This window comes from Gardnerella vaginalis, assembly GCF_001546455.1.
Lineage (GTDB): Bacteria > Actinomycetota > Actinomycetes > Actinomycetales > Bifidobacteriaceae > Bifidobacterium > Bifidobacterium vaginale_B.
In genome coordinates this window covers 51,700-76,071 of sequence record NZ_KQ956813.1, presented here as the reverse complement: position 1 = coordinate 76,071, position 24,372 = coordinate 51,700, and the positions used below count along the sequence as shown (strand labels likewise).

Genomic DNA, 24,372 nt, shown 5'->3' with positions numbered 1-24,372 from the left:
GTTTAGCTTGATTGCGAGTGCAAAAACTTATAGATGGTCTTAGCTTTTAACAAGCCAATTCCTGGAACTTTTTGCAAATCCTCTACACTAGCCTCTTTTATATTCTTAACGCTGCCAAACTTTGATATTAAGCGTTTTTTATAAGATTCACCAACTCCAGGAATTGAGTCAATAGACGAGTGCAGCATTGCTTTTGCGCGTTTTTGCCTATGGTATGTAATAGCAAAACGATGAGATTCATCCCTAGCTCTTTGCAGCAAATATAAGCCTTCGGAGCTTCTTTTTAGAATAATCGGATATTGATTATCTGGAAGCCAAACTTCTTCCAATTTTTTAGACAATCCGCATACTGTTATGCCTTTAACATTGCTATCAATCATTGCTTTTTTAGCGGCTTTTGCCTGCTCAATGCCGCCATCAACAATTACAAGATTTGGTTTATAAGCAAATTTTTTAACACCAGCTTTTTTATTGTTTTCATCAGAATTATTTTCACCAGAATTAATAGAGTCATCCTTATGCTTAAAACGTCTAGAAATTGTTTCATACAAGGCACTTAAATCGTCGAGCTTGCCAAGTCCATCTTTACCTTTTATAGAGAATCTTCTATATTCACTAGGATTTGCAACACCATCTTCAAAAACAACCATTGATGCCACTTGATATTTTCCGTCGGCAGAATTTGAGATATCGTAACACTCAATTCGTAAAGGAGACTCGCTCATTGAAAGTGCTGCAGCAACCTGATTCATAGCATTAGTTCTAGATTCTAAAGTAGAAATCCTACTTATTTTCATCTGCTTTAAAGATTGCGCTGCATTCAAGTTGGCCTTATCCATAAGCGAACGCTTATCACCACGTTCTGCAACTCTAATAGTTACTTTTGAGCCTCTTAAATCGCTAAGCCAGTTTTCAAGATTTTCTTTCTGAACTCTTTCTAGTTCAATAGGAACAATAATCTCCCTAGGTATTGGGCAAATGGGGTCAAGCAAATCTCCCCTTCCAGTTGTTTCTTGACGCTTTTTGCGCTCTTTTGTTTCTCTAGCTCGGTATGAGGAGTCTATATTTGAGCCGCTAGAATAACTCGAATAATCTATTTGCAAAGCGTTTCTTGATTGCTGTATTTGCAAACTATTAGATTTTTCAACATCTTCGGATTTGCTAAAGCTTATTTTTGACTCCGCAGGATTGTATTCGCAATAAACCTTAACAAGTAGATTTGCGATTATATCCGCATCACTAATGTCTTCGCTTCTTTCGACTTGCCAGTTTTTTTCTCCGCGAAGTAAACCTTCTCTAACAAAAAATGCATGAACACATGCTTCTAGAGAATCCGCACTAAAACCAAAAACATCTGCTTCTACTTGATCGTTAAAAACAACGGAATTTTGTTGAATAACAGTTTTAAAAATGTTGATTTTATCGCGTATTTTTGCAGCACCTTCAAAATCTAGATTATTGCTTAAATCCTTCATTTGCTTTGTTAAATCGTTAATATAAGAATCCCCGATGGCACCAGTTAAAATACCAACTAATTGCTCAACGTTATCTCTGTGTGTTTTACTATCTATTTTTTGCACGCAAGGTGCTGAGCATTTTCCTATAGAGGCAAGTAAGCAAGGCCTTCCTGTTTTATGTGCTTTATTGAAAACAGATTGTCTGCACGTTCTAACTGGAAAAGTTTTAAGCAAGGAATCTAAACTATGTTTTAGCTGCCACACCTTTGCATATGGACCAAAATAGCGCGTTGACTTTGAATTTCGATTTCTAGTAATCCACACCCTTGGAAAATCGTCATTTACTGACACGGCAATGTATGGGTATGTTTTATCGTCTTTAAAAACAACATTAAAGCGTGGATTAAACTCTTTAATCCACGTATATTCAAGTGTTAAAGCCTCAAGCTCTGTGTTTACAACAGTCCATTCTAAACTTCTAGCAGTTAACACCATTGACTGAGTTCTAGGATGTAACTGGTTTAAAGGCTGAAAATAGTTTACTAGCCTATCTCTTAAGCTCTTAGCTTTTCCAACGTATATTACTTTTCCGCGTTCGTCTCTCCACTTGTATACTCCAGGCTGATTTGGAATATCGGAAGTTTTTGGTCTAAATAAATCACGACTATCTCCTAAAAGCGGAGCTCCAAAATTATTTTTGCTAGATTTACTTAATCTAGTTTTTTTCCATTCACCCCTACTGGTTTCTTCGACTTCTTTGACTTCTTCATTATCTCTATTTTCTTTAGATTTTCCAATATTTGAGTCTTTAGAATTTAAAATATTCATTATCTCACCTCCTTTCATAGATATTTTCATAAATCTTTTGATAATTTTTCATAAAATTCTTGCTTGATACTGCTCGTTTTATTACTATTTAAGCATTGGCTTTAGGAATCTTCCAGTCCAGCTTTCTGGCTGATTTGCAACGTCTTCTGGAACTCCGGTTGCTACGATTTCGCCGCCTTTGCTTCCTCCTTCTGGACCTAAATCTATTATCCAATCCGCGCACTTTATAACATCAAGATTATGCTCGATAACTATTACGCTGTTGCCTTTATCTACCAAAGATTGAAGAACACTTAAAAGCTTACGAACATCTTCAAAATGCAAGCCTGTAGTAGGTTCATCTAGAATATAAACGGTTTTTCCAGTAGAACGTTTTTGTAGTTCCGTAGCAAGCTTTACTCTTTGCGACTCTCCGCCAGATAATGTTGGTGCACTTTGGCCAAGCCTAATATAACCCAATCCAACTTTAACCAAGGTGTCCAAATATCTAGAAATAGACGGATATGCTTTAAAGAATACTGCTGCTTCGGAAATTGGCATATCTAATACGTCTGAAACAGTTTTGCCATTATAAGTTACTTCTAGCGTGTCTCGATTATACCTTTTTCCGTGGCATTCTTCGCATTGAACGTAAACATCTGGCAAAAAATTCATCTCGATTTTAAGCGTTCCATCTCCGCTACATGCTTCACATCTGCCTCCTTTTACGTTAAAGGAAAATCGTCCAGGACCATATCCTCTAACTTTTGCCTCTGGAGTTTGCGCAAAAAGAGTACGAATTTTATCCCAAACTCCAGTGTAGGTTGCTGGATTTGACCTTGGTGTTCTTCCAATAGGATTTTGATCAACATGAACAACCTTGTCGCAATTTTCCAAACCGTCTACGCGCTTATGTAAACCTGGAACAATGCGAGCGCCGTTTAGCTTATCGGCTAATACGGGGTAAAGTATTGAGTTGATGAGGCTTGATTTTCCAGAGCCAGATACTCCTGTTATGCATGTAAAAACTCCTAGCGGTATTTCTACATTTATGTTTTTTAGATTATGTTCTTTTGCTCCAACAATAGTTAGAACATGTTTTTTGTTGATTTTACGACGCTTTTTAGGAACATCTATTGTACGTCTTTTTGCAATATAGTCTCCTGTAATCGAACGCCTTGCCTCTGTTATATTTTTTGCAGGGCCGCAATACACAACTTCTCCGCCGTTTTCTCCAGCCTCGGGGCCAATGTCTACAAGCCAATCGGATTTGCGTATTGTTTCTTCATCGTGTTCAACAACAATAAGAGTATTTCCAAGGTCTCTAAGATTATGCAATGTTGCTATAAGCTTTTCGTTGTCTCTTTGATGCAAGCCAATAGATGGTTCGTCAAGAACATACATAACTCCAACTAACCCTGATCCAATTTGTGTTGCAAGTCTAATTCTTTGTGCCTCTCCGCCAGAAAGTGTTTTTGCTGCTCTAGAAAGAGTTAAGTAGCTTAATCCAACATCATTTAAAAATTCTAGTCTTGACTTGATTTCTTTTACGATTTCTTTTGCAATTATTTTGCTTGAACCTTCTAGCTTTAAAGCATTAATCCATTCAAGACTTTTTTCAATCGGCATATCGCATACATCTGCGATTGAGCATTGTGAAACTGTAACAGCTAATACTTCTGGGCGCAATCGTTTACCCTTGCAAGTTTGGCAAGGCACTTCGCGCATATACGACTCGTAGTATTGGCGCATTTGATCTGAGTCTGTTTCGTTATGCTTTCGCATAAGTGTGCGCACGACGCCTTCGAATCCAGTTGAATATTCGCGCTGCCTACCCCAACGGTTTTTATAAGAAACTTTTACTTCAAAATCGTGCCCGTAGAGTATTGAATCTTGAACATCTTTTGGAAGATTTTCCCAAGGCGTATCCATACTAAATCCAAGTTCTACGCTTAAGCCTTTTAGAACATGCCTGTAATATTCTCCAGCCGCTTTATTTAATGCCCAAGGTTCGATAGCGCCTTCGTTAAGTGATTTTTCTGTATTTGGAACAACAAGAGCTGGGTCAATTTCTAGATTGTACCCAATTCCAGAACAACTTGGGCATGCGCCATAAGGTGCATTAAACGAGAATGTTCTAGGCTCTATTTCTGTTAGATTAAGCTGATGATTATTAGGGCAAGCCCTGTGCGCTGAAAAACTTTGACGCCTATCTTTTGCATCTTTATCTCTATCTACAAAATCAGCTATAACAATGCCTTTAGAAAGTTTTAATGCAGTTTCTATAGAATCTGTAATACGAGTACGTATACCATCTTTTATAACTAATCTATCTACAATAACTTCTATAGTATGTTTCTTTTGTTTTTCTAAAACAATATCTTCGGAAAGCTCGCGCATTTGGCCATCTATAAGCGCTCTAGAATAGCCATCTGACCTAAGAAGAGTAATAGTGTCTTTAAACTCGCCTTTTCTTCCGCTAATAATAGGAGCTAGAATTTGTAGTCTTGTTCGTTCTGGCAAAGAAAGCAGAGAATCTGTAATCTGCTGCGGCGTTTGCGCACTAACAAGCATTCCGCATTGTGGGCAATGCGGGACTCCAACACGAGCAAAAAGAAGTCTTAAGTAATCATAAACCTCTGTAATTGTGCCAACAGTAGAACGAGGATTTCTATTAGTGGTTTTTTGGTCAATCGAAACTGCTGGGCTTAATCCTTCAATAAAATCTACGTCTGGCTTATCCATTCTTCCAAGGAATTGGCGTGCATAAGAACTTAAAGATTCAACGTAGCGTCTTTGACCTTCTGCAAAAAGAGTGTCGAATGCAAGAGAGGATTTACCCGAACCAGATAGCCCGGTAAAAACAATCATGCGATTTCTAGGAAGCTGTATATTAACGTTCTTTAGATTATGCTCTCTTGCTCCTTGAACAGTTATTTTTAAGTCGGAAGGAATGTTAGATAAGTCGTATATTAAATTGCCATTATTATTTGTAGCCCGCAAAGAATCAAATTGCTTTTGCATTCTGCCTCCCTATTATGCTCAATAATGACTTTATGCTTAATAACAACTTTATGAATCAAAATTTTAACAAACTTATCTTGATTACTTACTTGTCTTATAATAGTATTTATTATAGAACACATGTTCGAAATATGTAACTTGCTGCGTGTTGCTAATCCTATGCAAGCCTAACGGTATAATCGGGAGTTTGGTTAACATATTTTAATTAATACTTTAATTACGATTTTGAAAGAATAAAACTTAAGGGGTGGGTAAACAATGGCTATTGACGCACAAGGACTTACTATACAAATTGGTGCGCGCACGCTATTAAACCCAACAGATTTTCATGTTACAAAAGGCGACAAAATTGGCTTAGTTGGAAGGAATGGCGCTGGAAAAACCACGCTTACGCGCGTAATCACTGGAGAAACACTGCCAGCTGGTGGAAGTGTAAAAGTCAGCGGCTTTTTAGGATACCTTCCACAAGACACTCATGCAGCAGACCCAGAGCAAACTGCATTAGATAGAATTATGAGCGCTCGCGATATCTCGTCAATCGTATCTAGAATACGAAAAGCAGAAAAAGAGATGACAGATCCTAATCCAGACATTATGACAAAAGCCATGAATCGCTACGATAAAGCGATTGAAGACTTTGAAAAAGCTGGTGGATACGCTGTTCAGTCTGAAGCAATATCAATGGCAAACAGCCTGGGACTCCCCCAAGAAGTTATGAGGCAGGCATTAGGAACACTTTCTGGCGGCCAACGCAGGCGAATCGAGCTTGCAAGAATACTTTTTTCAAATGCAGATACTCTTATTTTGGATGAGCCTACAAACCACTTAGACGCTGATTCTATAATCTGGTTGCGCAATTACTTAAAACGCTTTGAAGGCGGATTCCTTGTTATATCACACTCAACAGAGCTACTAGACGAAGTTGTTAATAAAGTGTGGCACTTAGATGCTCAGCTTGCTCAAATAGACATGTATTCAATGGGCTGGAAAGCATACTTACATCAGCGCGTTGTAGACGAAGAACGTAGGCGAAGAGAGCGCGAAGTTGCCGAGAAAAAGGCCGAACGCCTTATGAAGCAGGGAATTCGACTTCACGCAAAAGCAACTAAGGCGGTAGCAGCTCAAAACATGATGCGTAGAGCCGAACGCCTCTTGAGCGAAACGAGCGAAGCTCAAAGCCGCGAAAAGGTTGCAGACATTCGCTTCCCAGAACCTGCTCCTTGCGGCAGAACACCTATTATGGCTAAAGATATTTCAAAAGCATATGGGTCAAACATTGTATTTGCTGGAATAAATTTAGCAATAGATAAAGGTTCGAGAGTTGTTATTCTTGGGTACAACGGCGCTGGAAAAACCACAACTTTGCGTATTCTTGCTGGCGAAGAAAGCGCAGACACTGGAGTTGTTGAATATGGTCATGGTTGCAAAATAGGCTATTTTGCTCAGGAACACGATACACTAGATTTAGACGCAACTGTGTTGGAAAATCTTCAACACGTTGCGCCAGAATTAAACGACACTCAAGCAAGATCAATGCTTGGAAGCTTTCTGTTTTCTGGAGACGACGCAATGAAGCCTGCTAAAGTTCTTTCTGGCGGCGAAAAAACTCGTCTAGCATTGGCAACTCTTGTTACATCTAAAGCAAATGTTCTTTTACTCGACGAGCCTACTAACAACTTGGATCCAGCATCTCGCGAAGAAATTCTTAAGGCCATTTCTAAGTACGAAGGTGCAATAGTGCTGGTTACTCACGACGAAGGAGCAGTTCTTGCTTTAAACCCAGAACGAGTTCTTCTTATGCCAGACGGTGACGAAGACTTGTGGAGCGACGACTACCTTGACTTGGTTGCGGAAGAATAGGATTTTAGTTTGCTATGAGAAAAACAGCTAATTTTGCCAATAGCGCGTTGCAACGCATTTTTTGCGTTCTTCGCGCACCTTTAGCAATTTTGCTGTTAATCACATTGTTTGAATGCACTATTGGTAACATGCCTTTTTGGAATAGTGTTACAGGTAGTACAGATAGCATGTTCGCTCATAACATTACGGGCCCTGGCATTAAAAGACTTCCTTCTGGAGGCCTATTAATCACGGATCCTTCAGAGTCTTACTTAGAAGTTAACTCCGACGGGTCTTCCCCATACATTCAACTCCAGCCTTCACTAATTAAGCCAAAAAAAATTAGCAAACACCCTATTAAATCAGATGTGCATGTTCGCATTGATGTTAATAAAATCGCTGGAAAGCCTTTAAATACAAACCCAAGAGCCATTAGTTTTGCTATGCTTCCTGTTCCAGATCAAGCAATTGGTGTTAAAAGCACGCTTAGATTATGGATACAGCACCCCAAGGGAGATGTTGTAGATGTTGAAGACGCAAAAGCAAATGTTAGAGCGCCTTTTAGCTGGAATTGGGGGCGAGTTCTTCTTCTTATAATCGTTTCGATTTTGATTGCATTATGGAATCCTTGGTCTAAGCTGTGGAAAATCAGGCTTAATTCAAAAAGTACAAGTCAAAGGCTTTTACTCGTTTTATCTTGGACTCCATTTATTGCAATTGCTGTTTTTGCAATTATCTGGAACGTTTTTAACGCTATTCCAATGCATTTTGATGTTGCAGGAAACTACACGTACGATTTTGATCAATATGCGCGTACTGCAGACGCTCTTCTTAAGGGCAAAACATATCTTGACTTGCCAGTGCCTAAGCAACTGCAAAATCTACCTAATCCGTATGACCCAATTGCAAGAAACAAGCTTCTTTCTAATTATGTACGCAATATTTATTGGGATCACGCGTACTACAACGGTCATTGGTACTCATATTTTGGCGTAATTCCAGCTGTTTTATTCTTTATTCCATATAGGCTTATATCGAATTTATGGGTTGACGGCGGAGCAATGCTTCCAACAACAATTGCCACTCTTATATGTTTAGTTGGATTTTTGATTTCTGGCTCTCTTTTAGTGATTAGACTTATTGAGCGAATAAACAAACGCGCATCTGTTGCGTTTGCATCGATTTGCTTAGCGTTGTTCTTTATTACATCTAACACCGTTTACCTGTGGTTTAGAACATCATTCTATAGTGTTCCAATGGCGGCTTCTCTGTTCTTTACGTCTTTAGGATTATGGTTTTATCTCGGCGCTGTTAAAGATGGCATTGCGCAAGATGAAAATTCAGAGCAAGAATCCAATAAATCTTGCAATTCCATTCATAAAATATCTGCCAAGCATATTGCTTTAGGGTCCTTGTTTATATCGCTAAATCTTGGATGCAGACCAACATTTATAATCGCATTTTTATTTGCAATACCACTTTTTTATGACTACATTTACTTTTATTTTAAGTATTTAATCATTAGCAAAAAAATTCCATTAGAAGACTTAAAGCACATAATAAAACTGGTTTTAAGTGTGATTATTCCGTTTGTAATCGTTGCAATACCAATTGGATTGTATAACGCTCTAAGATTTGGGTCTCCTTTTAACTTTGGTAATGAATATCAAATTACGATTACAGACATGACCACTATGCGTCTTCCTTTGCAAAACATTATTCCTTCGATTTTAAGCTATTTAGCTCTTCCACTACGTTTTACACACGTTTTCCCTTGGATTTCGATTACGCCTATTGCTTTTGACAAATGGCAATACGCAGAGCCAATGATTGGAGGAATGTTTACTCTTTCTCCATTGGCATTTGTTGGTGTAGTTTGCTCTCTGCTAATGCTTAAAAAACTGAGCAAATTCGCCGCAAGATTCGCACTATTTGCCTTTATTCTTGCAATGATTGTTGTTGTTTTTAACAGCTTAAAAGCAGGGATTGGATGGCGTTATATTGCTGACTTTGGTTGGGCATTTTCGCTAAGTGCAATAGTTGGACTTAATGTTTTGATAGAAAAATGCTCTATAATATCAAATTGTGATTCTTGGAAAACCAAAACAATATGTTACTTACTGCGATTTATAATCTTTGCTCTACTACTGTTCTCTATTGCAATAGCATTCTTAGGATGGTTCGTTCCTGGAAGAGAAGACTCAGTTTTGCGATTCAACCCGGGGCTGTGGCATTACGTTAGATGCTGGTTTATGCTAATCTAATTTAGCTTTAAGCCTCTTGATACTGTTAACTGTTAACTGTTAACTGTTAACTGTTAGATTGTTAGATTATTAAATCTCACCCAACATCTTATGAACAGTGTTAAGCAATAAAGTAACACCATTTTTAAACTGATCTTCTTTAGGAAGCAAAGACAGCGCTAAATAGCCATTATTTGGCATATCAAAGTAGTAACCAGGCTGCGAAACAAGCTTATAGTCTTTAATTAAGCGCAAAGCTAACAAGTCATCATCTAGGCAAGACGGAACGCGCAATAAAATATTCCACCCGCCTTCTGCGCGCAATGCGCTAACGCAACAATTTGGATAGTTTTCCAACATTTTTCTAAGCGTTTTAAGATTAGACCTAACTCTATTTTGAACAATCGCAGTTTGCTCTTTAGCGCATTGCAATAATTCTGGAATTCTTTCCGAAACAGTTGCACCAATCGGAAGAAAATCATCTGCAATAACGTCAAGTCGTTTCATTGCTTCTTGCACATCTTCGATTGGTCCAGAAACCTCAATCCAACCAACTTTTGCATGTGGAGCTGCAAGCATTTTGGAGAATCCATCTAAAGCAAAAATAAGCGTGGAGCAATCACCAGCAAGCCTTGAATTTCCATTAAAAGGCTCTAAAGAGTAGTCGTAGAAAACCTCATCCGCAATAATCGCAACGTTGTTTTTATTGCATAAACTCAACAATTGCACTCTTTCTTCTGGCTTAATGTAAGAGCCCGTGGGATTATTTGGATTTATTAAAACAAGAGCACGAATGCGATTATCTGCGTTCTCTAAAAGCTCTTTAACCTTTGCAACATCTATAGTCCAAGAACCGTCGTAAACAAGTGGATAAGGTATTGATTTTACGCCCTGAAGCCTTGCAATAGATTCAATAAGAGGATACCCAGGAGTAGGCGCTAAAACAGAATCACCACAATCGCACATTAGCATCATAAGCCATGCATATGCTTGAGAAGTGGACGATAATACGTATAGATTATTTGGATTAAGAGCATTAGCCGAATTGCATTTTTGGCTTGCTATATTCTGGCTTTCAATATTTTGACTTACTCGATTATCTCTAGTATTTATAAAGTTTGCAAGAATGCGTCTAACTTCGATTGACCCTCTAGGATCCGCAGTATATTTGGAGCTTAAACATTTTGGAGCAAGCCCATGAACAGTTGGATTTGAATCGTTAAGTTTTGTTAGTTTAATGCCTTTAGATGCGGCGGCACGCTGAGCCAGAATAATCGGATTTGGCTCACTTACATCAACTCTAGAAGAAAATCGCACTTGACTACACTAGCGCATTGCATAAACCAACTAAAGCAATAAACAAATAGTCATACAAATATGCACAAAATTCGTAAATGGTATAGAAAAGCGCTGGATACAAATAAAGCATCCAGCGCAAATCAGAATAAAATCTTAGTTATTCTTTTGCTGCATTGCATAATATGCTGCACCAATAATGCCAGCTTCGTTATGCAAAGATGCAACAACAATAGGAGTCTTAATGTCGATATGCGGCAAGAACTTCTCGCTAACGCGACTAACGCCACCGCCAACAACAAACAAGTCTGGGTTAAAGTACTTTTCCATTAAGCCATAATACTTAGTTAAGCGCTTAGCCCACTTTTTATAGCCCATATCCAACTTTTCACGCACAGAAGAAGCAGCATACTTTTCTGCGTCTCCCTTGCCTTTTTCTAGCTGAATATGACCAAGTTCTGTGTTTGGAATAAGAACGCCATTGTAAATTAACGCGGTGCCAATTCCAGTACCAAGAGTGGTAGCAATAACTAAACCATCTTTATCTTTTGCGGCTCCAAAATGCTGTTCCGCAAGACCAGCAGCATCAGCATCGTTAACAACGGTAACAGGGCGACCGCAAGCTTCGCTGAACACTTCTGTAACATCCACACCAATCCAAGACTGATCAAGATTTGCCATAAACTCAAGCTTCTTGCCAGGCTTAATAGGAGCTGGGAAAGCAATGCCAACAGGAACATCTGCAGGCACTTCAAAATGCTCGAGCTGCTGACGAACAATATCTGCAACAGCTTGAGGTGTGGAAACTGCTGGAGTGAGAATCTTGTAACGAGGTTCTGCAAATTCGCCTTTTTCCAAATTTACTGGTGCAGCTTTAATGCCAGAACCACCAATATCTACGCCAAATGCTTGTGCAGTGTCAATCATCGTTAACACTCCCCTCTGAATGTCGGACAATGGGATATCACGTTCATTCTACAATATTGTTAAAGCGACACGCTTATATATTAACTATTTAATGATAACGATTGCATAAATGTTTTTCTCAAAATTAAAGCTTTAATATTAAAAATCATGCAAACAATTGCTAAGATTTTTAACTCTAATCTATCGCAAATAGTTTTGAAGCTCCTTGTTTATTAAACCATTTGAAGCAATAACGTCGTTTTCACGCCTCCAGTGGATTGAATCACCATTCCATTGACGAACATGACCCTGAGCTTCTTTAACAACAACAGCACCAGCAGAAACTCCTGGAATATCCCACTCGTGAAGATGTGGCTCAAAATAAGCGTCATAAGTGCCATCCGCAACCTTGCACAAGTCAAGAGAAGCTGGTCCAATGCGCTTAATATCTGCTGGACATTCTTCTTCGAGCGAAGAGACAACATCCAAAGCTCTTTTAGATTCGCCTGGAATATAAGACATTCCATAGCAAACAACCGAACCGTGCAAAGTTGATGTTGTAGAAGGTGTAATTTTCTCTCGCTTTTCTCCATTAGGAGTTTTGCGAATACGAATAGCACCCTGACCCTTAGCAGCCAAATAGGTAAGGCCAAGAGCAGGAGCATGAACAACTCCAAGAACTGGCCTTGCAGAGCCTTGATCGTTAAACTCAAAAAGCGAAACAGTTAGAGTCCACTCTGCCATATCTCTATTAAAGTTAATAGCGCCGTCAATATTGCCAACGCACCAAAAACGGTCTCCCACATTACATTCATCTGGACGATTACGCCAGAATCCTTGGAAGGGGTTTATGTAAGTAAGACGATTTTCAATGAATCGCACAAGTTTATCTCCAAAACCTGAATCAGCCTGATTAGGATCCCCCAAAACCATCATGCTTGCCATATCTCTAGGATTTAATTGGTCTTGATACGCGTGCTTGCCAACATCTTCCAAAATTCTAGCGACTTCAAGAGCAACATCGCGTAAATTCATACCTGCCATACTTTTCTCACCTCTTTGCTTTTTCCACAGTATTTACGTTCTTTAACATATTCATAAAATCTGCAACTATTTTACTCAACTAATCTAATTAAACCAAACTTCTACACGAAATATTCCAATAAAATCAATAAACTTTCACATTTAATATTTAATATAAGTTTTATAGAAAAGATTCACATGCAAAAACGCATAGCAAAACAAATTTCTAAATTCTTAAACCAGCCTTAAAATTAATTAATAAACCTAACATCTCTCTTAGAAGACTATAACATGACTAAAGTACCAGACTTAAAAAAACAAAACGTAATTAACGCTCCTTTGCTAAAAAAACCAGGGATTCTTGTTTTAGATGTAGACGCAACTCTTATAGAAGAAGAGGTTATAGATTTATTAGGAGATATTGCTGGCGTCGGCTCTGATTTAGCATACATAACGTCTAGAGCAATGCAAGGAAAAATGGACTTTAACACTTCCCTAAAGCTAAGAGTTTCTATGCTTAAAGGTCTTGACTATTCTTGCGTTAAACAAGTTGCGCAAAATATTCACACAACAAATGGAGCTAAAAAACTTATAGATACACTACATTCTTTTGGGTGGAAAGTAGGAGCTGTTAGTGGCGGATTTAAGCAAGTTTTAGACGATTTTCTGCCAAAATTAAACATAGACTTTTGGGTTGCAAACAATCTAGAAATCGTGGATTCTAAACTAAGCGGAAAAGTTATTGATCCAATAGTAAATCGTCAATATAAAGCAAAAGCATTAATTAATTGGGCACACAAAAACAATATTGACATTAGCCAAAGCGTTGCAATCGGAGACGGCGCTAACGACATTGACATGATTAAAACGGCAAGGCTAGGTGTTGCATTTTGCGCAAAACAGTTATTAAAAAGTCAAGCTAAAGCTAGTATAGATACGCGAGACCTAAGCCTAGTTTTAGATTTACTAAACTAGCATTTAGTCACTAACATTTAGTTTAAGTAGGATTCGCTATTTAAATGCGCTCCTCTTGCCCAGTCCGCCGCCTTCATAGCTTTTTTACCTTGCGCTTTAACTTCTAAAAGCTCAATAGCTCCGCTTAAACATCCAACCCAAACATTGTGCTTTTTTGCAAGAATCTGCCCAGGTTTAAGCTCATTTAGACTATGCAATTCAATATCTTCATCTTTTGCTAATGCGCAAGAAAGAACGTGCAAACTGCTTGTTTTTAAATCGTCAGAATCAACATGAAGATTGCACCAAGCTCCAGGATTTGGCGTGCAAGCACGAATCTGCCTATCGATTGCAAATGCTGGAATATCAAAACGAATATGAGCATCTTCAACGGTGATTTTTTGCGCGATTTGGCAAGGTGTAGGATCTTGCTCAACAGGAACGATTTGGCCAGATTCCATTCCAATAAGAGCAGAACAAAGAAGATTTGCACCATCATTGCTTAATCTAGTTAGCAAATCGCCAGCAGTTTCGCGCTCGCCAATCTCGGTAGTCATTTGTGCAAGAATAGGACCTTCATCCATTCCGCGCGTAATCTTAAAAACCGTAGCACCAGTAATGTCATCTCCAGCCCATATTGCGCGCTGAACAGGAGCAGCCCCTCGCCATTGCGGAAGAATCGAAAAATGCAAGTTGTACCATCCAAGATCAAGAGCATCTAAAACAGATTGGCGAAGAATCTTTCCATAAGCAACAACGGCCGCAACCCTTGCGCCAGTAGCTTTTAGGGCACTAATGCATTCTTGCTCGTTACTAGGATTAACCTCTAAAACAGGAATACCAAGCTCAATCGCAGCTTTTTTAACAGCACTAGGAACAAGCTTTCTGCCTCTACCAGTTGGAGCGTCTGGACGCGTTAAAACAGCTCGAACATCAAAATGCTCTTTGTCTTGAGCCAAAGCGCGCAACGGAGCAACAGCAACATCTGGAGTTCCAGCAAATAAAATAGGCAATACCATAAGCTAACCCCTTAAAATCCTAAAATCCTAAAATCTAGCAACCTTTAAAATCCTAGCAAAAAGCATCTTTTAGTTTGCTAAAGAATCCTTTTTTATTACTAGCTGACTCTGCAATAGCATGTTGCTTTACTTCACTAACTTTTCCATCGTGCAAGTTTGCAAACTTTTCAATCAAACTACGCTCTTCTTCGCTAAGCTTTGTTGGAATATCAACAAGAACGTGAACAATAAGATTACCGCGATCTTTGCTTCCAAAAACAGTAACACCCAAATCGTAAAGAGGAATCGTGTCTTCGTTTTGAGTTCCAGCAGGAATTTCAACGCTCTTTTTTCCGTCAAAAGTATCAATATCCACATTGTGGCCAAGGCAAGCCCAGCTCATAGGAACATTAATCCAGCAGTGTAAATCGTTCAGATCCCTGGTAAATTGCTCATCTTTTCGAACTCGAACGTCAACATATAAATCGCCAGCAGGGCCGCCACATTCGCCTATTGCTCCTTGAGATGCAAGTCGCAAGCGAGAATTGTCTTTAATTCCAGCAGGAATATTAATACCAACTTCTCTAGAAGTACGAACGCGACCGTGACCGTGGCAATTTGGGCAAACATTTTTAATGATTGTTCCGTGCCCTTCGCACGCGCGGCAAGGCTCCGAAGACATCATTTGACCAAACATTGTGTGCGTAACTCGCTGTACAAAGCCAGCGCCCTTACACTCTGGGCAAGGTGTAGGATCTGTTTTATCTGCCGAACCTTTTCCTGCACAATCTTGGCAAAGACCAAAAGTAACAACATGAACCTTAGCATTTCCGCCAAAAACAACAGTTTTAAGATCAACCTTAACTTCTGTTAGAGAATCTTCACCACGATTAACGCGCGGAATAGGAGATCCAGCATTAGCACCAAAAGACCCAGAGAAGAACTGGTTTAGAATATCTCCCATATCCATATTCATATTGGCGTACGCGCCAGCGCCAGCACCCGCGCCCGATGCCGATAGATTGTTTGGATCCACGCCCATATCTACCATTTTGCGTTTTTCTGGATTAGATAAAACGTCGTAGGCAGCATTAACTTCCTTAAACTTGTCTTCAAACTCAGGTCCTGCAATATCTGGATGATATTTTCTACTTAACTTTCTATAGGCCTTGCGAATCTCGTCGTCGCTAGCGTTAGAGTCAACACCTAAAATCTTGTAATAGTCAGTCACTTAACTCCCCTTTTATGTTCTAAAATCATTTTTGCATAAGGCACAGCCAGCCAATTTTTATGAATTTGTTTTTATGAATTTTCAGATATAAACGCATTAAGATACTTTGCTACAGCTTTAACAGCCGTCATTGTTGCCGCGTAATCCATGTGAGTAGGGCCGATTGACCCAATAAACGCAGAATCGGAATCCGAATTGTAGCCATAAGCGCTTGTTACAACAGAAGCATTTAAAAGACCAGGCGTGTGAGTCTCCGAGCCTATTGCAACACTAACGCCGCTTGCGCAATCGTTTGCTTCTTCGCTTAGAGAAGTCATAAGTCGCATAATAACAGCTTGCTCTTCTAGAGCATCGAAAAGAGACGCAAAATCGCCAATATTTTGTCTATGCGCAAGTTGAGAAGCTCCAGCCATGTACAAATCGTGAGAATGCTCGCCATTATGCATATCTTCTAACGCGTTAGCAAGTTGACTAATAATTTGCAAAGCAGAAGCCAAATCCTGGCGATTTGCTAGAGAATAAACACGTTTTGCAGCATCAAGAAGAGATAATCCAATGCAAGCATCGTTAACCATATTAGTTAGATGCAATAAATCATCTGAATTTATGTTTGACGCTTGAATTATATGTTGCGCAACGCCTCCAGCGTCTGTAATTACAACAACTAGAAGAGTTGAAGACGATACTTGAACAATCTCAATTCTTTTTACTTTTGACTTCGACAACGCAGGAGATGCCACTAGCGCAACCTGACCAGTTATGCTTGCAAGAAGTCGCGCTGAGCGTTGTAGAGTGTCTTGTAAACTAACAGATCCACTTAAAAACGTGCGAATCCCTCGTCTTTGCGCATTAGAAAGTGGAATTAGTGCGGCTAGGCCATCAACAAAATACCTGTATCCTTTTTCTGTAGGAATCCTGCCAGCAGAAGTATGCGGCTGAATCAAGTAGCCTTCTTCTTCTAGAAGAGACATATCGTTGCGAATCGTTGCAGAGCTGACGCCCAATTTGTGATTTTTAGCCAAAGACGCAGAACCAACAGGCTCATGTGAACGAATATAATCTTCAACAACCGCACGCAGTATCATCATGCGCCGTGATTGCATTGATTCTCCTTTATTAAAACCTTTAAACCCGATTAAACAACACTAATCGTTTATTAATTCACTGCTAACCATTATATATGTCAAAATAATATGTGATTAAGTATTATTAAGTATTTTTTAATCAGTCACTTTTAATAAGTCACTTTTACAGAACAACAGCTAACTATAAATATAAACTTTTGTTAACTTTTGACACACTTTGTTAAAAGTTCGTCTGATATAAAAGATAGGATTAAAGGGCAATGTGAGGGTAATGGCCAGCGCAAGCTGTGCGCAAAAACCCGAATTATTGGAAGGAAAGTAGATCACATGACCGATTTCAACTGGTCTGCATTAGACGAGCGCGCCGTAAAGATGGCGAAGGTTCTCTCGGCTGATGCTGTTGAGCGAGCAGGACACGGACATCCTGGCTCCCCTGTTTCATTGGCACCAATTGCGTACACCTTGTACCAGCACTTTATTAAGCACGATCCTGCCGACCCAAAGTGGGCTGGCCGCGATCGCTTTATTCTTTCTGGCGGTCACGCTTCGCTTACGCAATACGTGCAATTGTTCTTCTCTGGTTACGGCTTGACTCTTGACGATCTCAAGTATTTCCGTGGCGGTGCAGACACGCGTACTCCAGGCCACCCAGAATATGGCTTAACTCCAGGTATCGAAATGACTACTGGCCCACTTGGTCAGGGTCTTGCTTCTGCTGTTGGCTTTGCTTATGGTCAGCGCTTTGAGCGCGGTCTTCTTGACCCAGAAGCTCCAGCTGGCACTTCCCCATTTGACCACAAGGTTTGGGTTATTTGCGGTGAAGGCGACGTTGAGGAAGGCGTTTCTTCCGAAGCTGCTTCTTTGGCTGGAAACCAGAAGCTTGGCAATTTGACTGTTATTTTCGATGCAAACCACATTCAGATTGAAGGCGATACAAAGCTTACCTTCTCTGAAGATATTCTTGCTCGCTACCGTGCATACGGTTGGTACACCGATGAAGTTAGCTTCATTCAGCCAGACGGCTCCTACAAGGAAGACGTTCAGGCTTTGGCTGCTGCTATTGAAAAGGCTCAGGAAGTTACCGATAAGCCTCACTTCATTAAGGTTAATACTTTGATTGCTTGGCCAACCCCAGGTAAGACCGACAACGAAGCTTCCCACGGCTCTAAGCTTGGAGAAGAAGCTGTTAAGGGCTTGAAGGAACTTTGCGGTTTCGATCCAGAAGTTTCGTTCCCAATCGACGAAGAAGCTTTGGCTCACGCTCGCAAGGTTGCCGAGCGCGGTTTGGCTGCTCACAAGGCTTGGGATGAAGCTCTTGCAAAGTGGGCTGCTGCAAACCCAGATAAGGCTGCTCTCTACGATCGTCTTAAGGCTGGCAAGCTTCCAGAAGGCTTCGACAAGGCCATTGACGACTTGGTTGCTGGCTTCGAAGTTGGATCCAAGGTTGCTACCCGTAAGGCTTCTGGCGCAGTTCTTAACGCAATTGCTGCTGTTATGCCAGAACTTTGGGGCGGTTCCGCTGATTTGGGCGGCTCCAACAACACCAACATTAAGGGCGCTGACTCCTTCGGTCCATCCGAGGATGCAACCCGCACTTGGCCAAACGTTTCCGAGTATGGCCGCCAGCTTCACTTTGGTGTGCGTGAGTTTGCAATGGGTGCAATTACCAACGGTATTTTGCTTGGTTCTAACACTCGCCCATTCAACGGCACCTTCTTCCAGTTCTCCGACTACGAGCGCCCAGCAGTTCGCTTGGCTGCTTTGATGGAGATTCCAAACCTCTACGTTTGGACTCACGATTCCGTAGCCTTGGGTGAAGATGGTCCAACTCACCAGCCAATCGAACACTTGGCTGCTTTCCGCGCTATTCCTCAGCTTGAGGTTGTGCGCCCTGCAGATGAGTACGAGACTGCTGAAGCTTACCGCTACTTCTTCGAGAAGAAGAACAACTACCCAACCGCTATGATTTTGACTCGCCAGGGCGTTCCAACTCTTGCAGAAACTGCTAAGAAGGCTCGCGAAGGCGTAAAGCATGGCGCTTACGTTTTGGTTGATTGCGAAGGCACTCCAGACGTAATCATTATGGCTACTGGCTCCGAAGTTCAGTGGGCTGTTGCTGCTGCCAAGACTTTGGCTGGCGAAGGCATTAAGGCTCGTGTTCTTTCTATGCCATCTCTCGAATGGTTCGAAGAGCAAGACGAAGAGTACAAGGAAGCAATCCTTCCAAAGTCTGTTAAGGCTCGCGTTTCCATCGAAGCTGGCTTGGCATTGCCTTGGTACAAGTATCTTGGCGATTGCGGCAAGGCTGTTTCTATTGAACAGTACGGCTTGCAGGGTGACGGCGGTCAGAACATGATCGACTTGGGCATTACTGCTGAGCATGTAGTAGAAGCCGCTAAGGCATCTATCGAAGAAGCTCGCGCCTAAGTAATAATAAAAAAAAACTTGGTTCAAATATCTTTTTGTAATCACAAAAAGATATGAATCATAAAACTCGAAGTGTTTAACACTTCACTGGAAACAGCAAAGGCGTGTTGATGCTAAGCTACAGTTGGTTTAGCATCAACCGCTGTTTCCTGTAAAACGCCAACACTACCAACGTGTTCCAATTGGTGGAGCACAGTGTTAAGGAGATAACATGACTGAAGCAACGCAGCGCACTAGCGATTCCGGCGTTTCTATTTGGTTGGACGATTTGTCCCGTACCCGCATTGAGTCTGGCTCTTTGCAGGATCTTATTGCTAACAAGAATGTTGTTGGTGTTACTACCAACCCATCTATCTTCCAGAAGGCTTTGAGCCAGGTTGGCCCATACGACGCACAGCTTAAGGAACTCGGCAAGGTTGACGTTGAGACCGCTATTCGCGAGTTGACCACCACCGACGTTCGTAACGCAACCGATATCTTCCGTGAGATTGCAGAAAAGACCGATTTCGTTGACGGCCGCGTTTCCATCGAAGTTGATCCACGCTTGGCTCACGATACTGCTAACACCGAGAAGCAGGCGGAAGAGCTTTGGGCAAAGGTTGATCGTCCAAACGTTATGATCAAGATTCCTGCAACTTTGGAAGGTCTTCCAGCTATCACCGCTACCCTCGCTAAGGGTATCTCCGTGAACGTAACCTTGATCTTCTCCCTCGAGCGCTACGAGCAGGTTATCGACGCCTTCATCGAAGGTATTGCTCAGGCTGCTGCTAACGGCCACGACTTGAAGCACATTGGTTCCGTAGCTTCCTTCTTCGTCTCCCGCGTTGATAGCGCTGTTGACAAGCTCCTCGAAGCTAACGGTTCTGCTGAAGCTAAGGCTCTTGAAGGCAAGGCTGCTGTTGCTAACGCTCGCTTGGCTTACGAACTCTTCGAGAAGAAGTTCGCTGCCGACCCACGTTGGGCTGAGCTTGAGGCCAAGGGTGCTAAGAAGCAGCGTCCACTTTGGGCTTCTACTGGCACCAAGAACGCAGCTTACTCCGATTGCAAGTACGTTGACGAGTTGGTTGCTGAGCATGTTGTTAACACCATGCCAGAGAAGACTTTGAACGCTCTTGCTGATCACGGCAACGGTGCTGCTTCCATTAAGGGCACTTACGAAGAGAGCCATGCTGTTATGAACAAGCTTGCTGAGCTTGGCATCAACATCAAGGACGTTACCGACAAGCTTGAGGCTGACGGTGTTGCCGCCTTCATCAAGTCTTGGGATTCCGTGATTGCAGACGTACAGTCTGGCATCGATCGCGTAAACGCCTGATTTGATTAATCAGTAATAAATAGACATAAGCCGCACATGAACGTGGATTAATTTCCACACATGTGCGGTTTTTGTTTTATGTTTGCGTCCGATTTTGATGATTGAATAAACTGCTAGAGCAATTCGTTTTTAAGCCAGGCAGCAACGCCATCGTTGTTGTTGGAGTCACAAACCTCATCTGCAATCGCAAGCAACCGAGGATTACTATTCGCTACCGCTACACCGTATCCCCCTGCGCGGAACATGTCTATATCTATAATATCGTCGCCAAAAACAACTGTGCGAATAGGCTTTACACCCAAACGATCGCAAATAACGTTCAAAGCATGACCTTTGTTTGCAAGAGGATTCGTAAGCATCCACAACACGTCTTCGCTAATGTGTAGCGAAAAGTCGCTTGGAAGAATGCTCTGAAGTTTTTCCTTTTCACTATCTCGAGGAACAATAATAATTTTGTCTGCAATGCCACTTGGAACATTGGAGAAATCTGTAATAATAAAATCCTGCTTGCTCCAAAGCATACGAACATCAAAATTAGTGTAACGAACATCGTTCATAACAATGCCAATACGAAGCGTAGGAATCTCGTTAAGCAAGCGCAAACACACGCTAGACGCAAGCTTAGAATCAAAGCCAAAGCGCACAAGAGTATCAAGGCTTCTTTGCGAAGTAAGATTGCTAATAGTACTATGTGCGCAATCAAAATCAATAAGAGCACCATTAAGATATGCGCAAACTTGAGCTTGCAAATCGTGGATAAAATCAAAAGCACTACCAACAGGGCGAGCCGTAATAATCGCAAGCGGTATTCCGCGTTCGCTCAAACGCTTAGCAGCGCTAACAGTTTCTTGGCTTAAATATCTGCCTTCAAAAGTTTGTGAATCATGAAGCATAGTGCCATCAAGATCGGCAATAACAAGCGATGGAGAAAAACGAAGCATAAATTCCCAAATTTTTACAATGCGTATGCAATCAACACAATGCGTTTTAATAAAATAAAAGCGCGCAATCTTTCGACTACGCGCTTAAAAGAATACTTAGATAAGTGAGAACTTAGTCATAAGATTCAAGGCAACAATAACAGCCACCCAAATCAAAGCTATGATAACAGTCCAACGATTCAAGTTCTTTTCTGCAACACCAGAGCTACCAGCGTTCTTCGTTAAACCGCCGCCGAACATGTCGGAAAGGCCGCCGCCCTTGCCCTTGTGCATCAAAATCAACAATGTTAACAAAATGCTGGTGAGCACAAGCAACACTTGCAAAACAATTTTCACAGCGGACACAAGTAACCTCCTGTTTTTAGTACTCTGTAAAGCATAATAAAAGCCATTGACCTATGCGTTAAATCAGGCTAAATTATTCGCGATTTTTATAAGACGCAAGTTTAACAATAGAAGCAAGCTCATCAACGTCTAAAGACGCGCCTCCAATAAGGAATCCATCTACATCTGGCTCGCTAATTAAGCTTGACGCATTAGAAGACGTTACAGAGCCTCCGTAAAGAATACGCACGGAATTTGCAACATTATTGTCAAAAGTACTGCGCAAATCGTCCCTAATAGCAAAAGCTGCCTCTTGAGCAGATTGCGCTGTAGCAACCATGCCAGTTCCAATAGCCCAAACTGGTTCATACGCAATAATCAAACGCTCTGCCTGCTTAGAATCTAAGTCGCGAGTAACGTCGTGAACTTGCCCAACCGCAAAATCAAGCTCTATACCCTGCTTGCGCTCCTCGAAGCTCTCTCCAACGCATAAAATCGGCTGCATTCCAGCTGCAAGAACAGCACGCACTTGGTCAACAATATTCGCATCATCTTCTGGGTGATACTTTCGACGCTCGGAATGACCAACAATCACCATTGAGCAGCCAAGGCTTGCTAGCATATCTGCCGAAACATCTCCAGTAAACGCGCCTTGAGTTGTAACAGAAACCGCTTGAGCTCCGTAAAGAATAGGAATATTGCTGGATTCAACTAAAACTTGTACGCTTCTTAAGGACGTAAACGATGGCATAAGCGCAATATCGCATTTTTTGCAATCAAAGTGAGAATCGCAAAGCTGCCACCAGAATTTTTGAATAAAATGAGTGGCTTCGAGGTGATTGAAATTCATCTTCCAATTGCCTGCAACTAGCGGTTTTCTATTCACGCCCATAATCACCCTTAAGAATTAAAATTAAGAATAAAGATAAAAACTAGAATTATGCCGACTTCGATTTACAAAATAAATTTATAAAATCGAAAGCCGGCACAATATTACTTTAAAGATATTTACTCAAGCACGCTCAAGCCTGGAAGAGTCTTACCTTCCAAGAACTCGAGAGAAGCACCACCACCAGTGGAGATGTGAGAGAAGCCATCTTCCGCAAATCCAAGATTACGAACTGCAGAAGCGGAATCACCACCGCCAACAATAGTGAAAGTGCCGTTCTTAGTGGCGTCAACCAAGCCCTGAGCCACAGCACGAGTGCCAGCAGCAAACTCTGGAACCTCAAATACGCCCATAGGGCCATTCCACACAACAGTCTTGGAATCAACAATCTTATCGTGGAACAGCTTCTGAGAATCAGGGCCAATATCTAAGCCCATCTTGTCTGCTGGAATAGCATCCGCTGGAACAACTTCTGGAGCAACAGGAGTATCTCCCGCTGGGAAGCCAGCGTTAACAACAATATCGGTTGGAAGAACAAGCTCAACGCCATTCTTCTTAGCGGTTTCAATGTAGCCCTTAACCTTCTCGAGCTGATCTTCCTCAAGCAAAGAAGTACCAACTTCGTGACCCAAAGCCTTAAGGAATGTGAACACCATTCCGCCGCCAATAACAAGACGATCTGCCTTAGAAAGCAAGTTTTCAATAACGCCGAGCTTATCGGAAACCTTAGAGCCACCAAGAACAACAGTCAAAGGACGCTCTGGATTTTCGGTTGCGCGAGAAAGTGCCTTAACTTCCTTCTCAACAAGCAAGCCAGCAGCAGCTGGAAGATCTGCAGCAACATCGTAGTTAGAGCCCTGAGCACGGTGAACAACACCGAAGCCGTCGGAAACAAAAACTTCTCCAAGAGCAGCAATCTTCTTAGCATAAGCTGCGCGCTCGGAAGCATCCTTGCTGGTCTCTTCAGCGTTAAAGCGTACGTTTTCAAGCAAAACAACGTCGCCATTATTCATGGCAGCAACCTTAGCTTGAGCATCTTCGCCATATGTATCTGCAGCCAAAGCAACATTTACACCAAGAAGTTCACCTAAACGAGCCGCCACTGGAGCCAAAGAAAGCTCTGGAACAACTTGACCCTTTGGACGACCAAGATGTGCCATTAAAATAACCTTGGCGCCCTGCTCGCGCAAAGCTTTAATCGTTGGCAAAGCAGCCTTAATACGACCGTCATCTGTGATAGTCGTGCCCTTGAGAGGAACATTAAAATCAGCACGAACTAGTACGCGCTTGCCGCTCAAATCTCCCAAATCTTTAAGTGTCTTCATTGGTATCCTTTCCAAACCATGATTCAACCAATCATGATGGCGAATTTAACAAGAAAAAAGACGAAAGCAAAGCTAAAACGTCTATAAATTCCACCAACAATTATAACGCATATGCGCAACAAGCACGCACAAAATCAACAGAAAGATGCTCAAAAAAATCGACAACAAAATCAATAACAAAATCAACAAAAAATCAACAAAAAATCGCACGATACAAAAATGCCGCATACTTTGTGTATACGGCATTTACGATTAAAGCTAAACGCTACTAAAGTTAATTCTAAAGTT

Annotated in this window: 17 protein-coding genes; 5 read left to right on the top strand and 12 right to left on the bottom strand. The window is 41.3% G+C overall.

Going from position 1 to position 24,372, the window contains the following annotated elements; translation table 11 throughout:
* Positions 1-2 precede the first annotated feature (2 nt).
* Together uvrC and uvrA are read right to left on the bottom strand one after the other, a co-directional pair.
* Positions 3-2,285, bottom strand: a complete 2,283-nt coding sequence (gene uvrC / locus HMPREF3216_RS01830) for an excinuclease ABC subunit UvrC (protein WP_060786676.1) — start codon at positions 2,283-2,285, stop codon at positions 3-5.
* 84 nt (positions 2,286-2,369) lie between these two features.
* On the bottom strand, positions 2,370-5,288 hold the full coding sequence (uvrA, locus tag HMPREF3216_RS01825; RefSeq protein ID WP_060786675.1) for an excinuclease ABC subunit UvrA: 2,919 nt from the start codon (positions 5,286-5,288) through the stop codon (positions 2,370-2,372).
* Between the two features lie 258 nt (positions 5,289-5,546).
* Between uvrA and HMPREF3216_RS01820 the strand changes: the two genes are divergently transcribed.
* Positions 5,547-7,148: an ABC-F family ATP-binding cassette domain-containing protein gene (locus HMPREF3216_RS01820; protein ID WP_060786674.1), complete on the top strand. Its 1,602-nt coding sequence runs from the start codon at positions 5,547-5,549 to the stop codon at positions 7,146-7,148.
* 14 nt (positions 7,149-7,162) lie between these two features.
* Positions 7,163-9,391 (top strand): hypothetical protein, encoded by a 2,229-nt coding sequence (locus HMPREF3216_RS01815; RefSeq protein WP_060786673.1) that lies wholly within the window; start codon positions 7,163-7,165, stop codon positions 9,389-9,391.
* Between the two features lie 69 nt (positions 9,392-9,460).
* Here the strand turns inward: HMPREF3216_RS01815 and HMPREF3216_RS01810 are convergent, their stop codons facing one another.
* The 3 genes from HMPREF3216_RS01810 to HMPREF3216_RS01800 form a co-directional block, all read right to left on the bottom strand.
* Positions 9,461-10,687 carry a pyridoxal phosphate-dependent aminotransferase gene (locus HMPREF3216_RS01810; RefSeq protein WP_060786672.1) on the bottom strand — a complete coding sequence of 409 codons (1,227 nt, stop codon included), beginning with the start codon at positions 10,685-10,687 and terminating at the stop codon, positions 9,461-9,463.
* Between the two features lie 135 nt (positions 10,688-10,822).
* Positions 10,823-11,593 (bottom strand): polyphosphate--glucose phosphotransferase, encoded by a 771-nt coding sequence (ppgK, locus tag HMPREF3216_RS01805; RefSeq protein WP_060786671.1) that lies wholly within the window; start codon positions 11,591-11,593, stop codon positions 10,823-10,825.
* 180 nt (positions 11,594-11,773) lie between these two features.
* A complete protein-coding gene (locus tag HMPREF3216_RS01800) occupies positions 11,774-12,616 on the bottom strand; it encodes an inositol monophosphatase family protein (protein ID WP_081090907.1) in 843 nt (280 codons plus the stop codon).
* Positions 12,617-12,886: 270 nt separating this feature from the next.
* Between HMPREF3216_RS01800 and serB the strand changes: the two genes are divergently transcribed.
* Positions 12,887-13,570: a phosphoserine phosphatase SerB gene (gene serB, locus HMPREF3216_RS01795; RefSeq protein WP_060786670.1), complete on the top strand. Its 684-nt coding sequence runs from the start codon at positions 12,887-12,889 to the stop codon at positions 13,568-13,570.
* 17 nt (positions 13,571-13,587) lie between these two features.
* Here the strand turns inward: serB and fmt are convergent, their stop codons facing one another.
* From fmt to hrcA, 3 genes are all read right to left on the bottom strand, one after another.
* On the bottom strand, positions 13,588-14,568 hold the full coding sequence (gene fmt / locus HMPREF3216_RS01790; RefSeq protein WP_060786669.1) for a methionyl-tRNA formyltransferase: 981 nt from the start codon (positions 14,566-14,568) through the stop codon (positions 13,588-13,590).
* A gap of 52 nt (positions 14,569-14,620) precedes the next feature.
* Entirely contained in the window at positions 14,621-15,778 is a 1,158-nt protein-coding gene (locus tag HMPREF3216_RS01785) for a DnaJ C-terminal domain-containing protein (protein ID WP_060786668.1), read from the bottom strand.
* A 71-nt stretch (positions 15,779-15,849) separates the two neighbouring features.
* Positions 15,850-16,866 carry a heat-inducible transcriptional repressor HrcA gene (hrcA, locus tag HMPREF3216_RS01780; protein WP_060786667.1) on the bottom strand — a complete coding sequence of 339 codons (1,017 nt, stop codon included), beginning with the start codon at positions 16,864-16,866 and terminating at the stop codon, positions 15,850-15,852.
* A 324-nt stretch (positions 16,867-17,190) separates the two neighbouring features.
* Between hrcA and tkt the strand changes: the two genes are divergently transcribed.
* Together tkt and tal are read left to right on the top strand one after the other, a co-directional pair.
* Positions 17,191-19,290 carry a transketolase gene (tkt, locus tag HMPREF3216_RS01775; RefSeq protein WP_060786666.1) on the top strand — a complete coding sequence of 700 codons (2,100 nt, stop codon included), beginning with the start codon at positions 17,191-17,193 and terminating at the stop codon, positions 19,288-19,290.
* Between the two features lie 211 nt (positions 19,291-19,501).
* Positions 19,502-20,605, top strand: a complete 1,104-nt coding sequence (gene tal, locus HMPREF3216_RS01770) for a transaldolase (RefSeq protein ID WP_016798447.1) — start codon at positions 19,502-19,504, stop codon at positions 20,603-20,605.
* 113 nt (positions 20,606-20,718) lie between these two features.
* Here the strand turns inward: tal and HMPREF3216_RS01765 are convergent, their stop codons facing one another.
* From HMPREF3216_RS01765 to HMPREF3216_RS01750, 4 genes are all read right to left on the bottom strand, one after another.
* A complete protein-coding gene (locus HMPREF3216_RS01765) occupies positions 20,719-21,546 on the bottom strand; it encodes an HAD hydrolase family protein (RefSeq protein WP_060786665.1) in 828 nt (275 codons plus the stop codon).
* 96 nt (positions 21,547-21,642) lie between these two features.
* A complete protein-coding gene (gene secG, locus HMPREF3216_RS01760; protein ID WP_004115170.1) occupies positions 21,643-21,891 on the bottom strand; it encodes a preprotein translocase subunit SecG in 249 nt (82 codons plus the stop codon).
* Between the two features lie 73 nt (positions 21,892-21,964).
* Complete coding sequence (tpiA, locus tag HMPREF3216_RS01755; RefSeq protein WP_060786664.1) at positions 21,965-22,762, bottom strand: triose-phosphate isomerase; 798 nt, start codon at positions 22,760-22,762, stop codon at positions 21,965-21,967.
* A gap of 116 nt (positions 22,763-22,878) precedes the next feature.
* Entirely contained in the window at positions 22,879-24,084 is a 1,206-nt protein-coding gene (locus tag HMPREF3216_RS01750; protein WP_004133082.1) for a phosphoglycerate kinase, read from the bottom strand.
* Between the last annotated feature and the right edge of the window lie 288 nt (positions 24,085-24,372).

Bases quoted from the DNA above. Each gene is read 5' to 3' on its own strand.
- tal (WP_016798447.1), top strand. From the start codon at position 19,502: ATGACTGAAGCAACGCAGCGCACTAGCGATTCCGGCGTTTCTATTTGG.
- HMPREF3216_RS01820 (WP_060786674.1), top strand. From the start codon at position 5,547: ATGGCTATTGACGCACAAGGACTTACTATACAAATTGGTGCGCGCACG.
- HMPREF3216_RS01750 (WP_004133082.1), bottom strand. From the start codon at position 24,084: ATGAAGACACTTAAAGATTTGGGAGATTTGAGCGGCAAGCGCGTACTA.
- ppgK (WP_060786671.1), bottom strand. From the start codon at position 11,593: ATGATTGACACTGCACAAGCATTTGGCGTAGATATTGGTGGTTCTGGC.
- HMPREF3216_RS01800 (WP_081090907.1), bottom strand. From the start codon at position 12,616: ATGGCAGGTATGAATTTACGCGATGTTGCTCTTGAAGTCGCTAGAATT.
- uvrC (WP_060786676.1), bottom strand. From the start codon at position 2,285: ATGAATATTTTAAATTCTAAAGACTCAAATATTGGAAAATCTAAAGAA.
- HMPREF3216_RS01815 (WP_060786673.1), top strand. From the start codon at position 7,163: ATGAGAAAAACAGCTAATTTTGCCAATAGCGCGTTGCAACGCATTTTT.
- uvrA (WP_060786675.1), bottom strand. From the start codon at position 5,288: ATGCAAAAGCAATTTGATTCTTTGCGGGCTACAAATAATAATGGCAAT.
- serB (WP_060786670.1), top strand. From the start codon at position 12,887: ATGACTAAAGTACCAGACTTAAAAAAACAAAACGTAATTAACGCTCCT.
- HMPREF3216_RS01765 (WP_060786665.1), bottom strand. From the start codon at position 21,546: ATGCTTCGTTTTTCTCCATCGCTTGTTATTGCCGATCTTGATGGCACT.
- hrcA (WP_060786667.1), bottom strand. From the start codon at position 16,866: ATGATGATACTGCGTGCGGTTGTTGAAGATTATATTCGTTCACATGAG.
- tpiA (WP_060786664.1), bottom strand. From the start codon at position 22,762: ATGGGCGTGAATAGAAAACCGCTAGTTGCAGGCAATTGGAAGATGAAT.
- tkt (WP_060786666.1), top strand. From the start codon at position 17,191: ATGACCGATTTCAACTGGTCTGCATTAGACGAGCGCGCCGTAAAGATG.
- fmt (WP_060786669.1), bottom strand. From the start codon at position 14,568: ATGGTATTGCCTATTTTATTTGCTGGAACTCCAGATGTTGCTGTTGCT.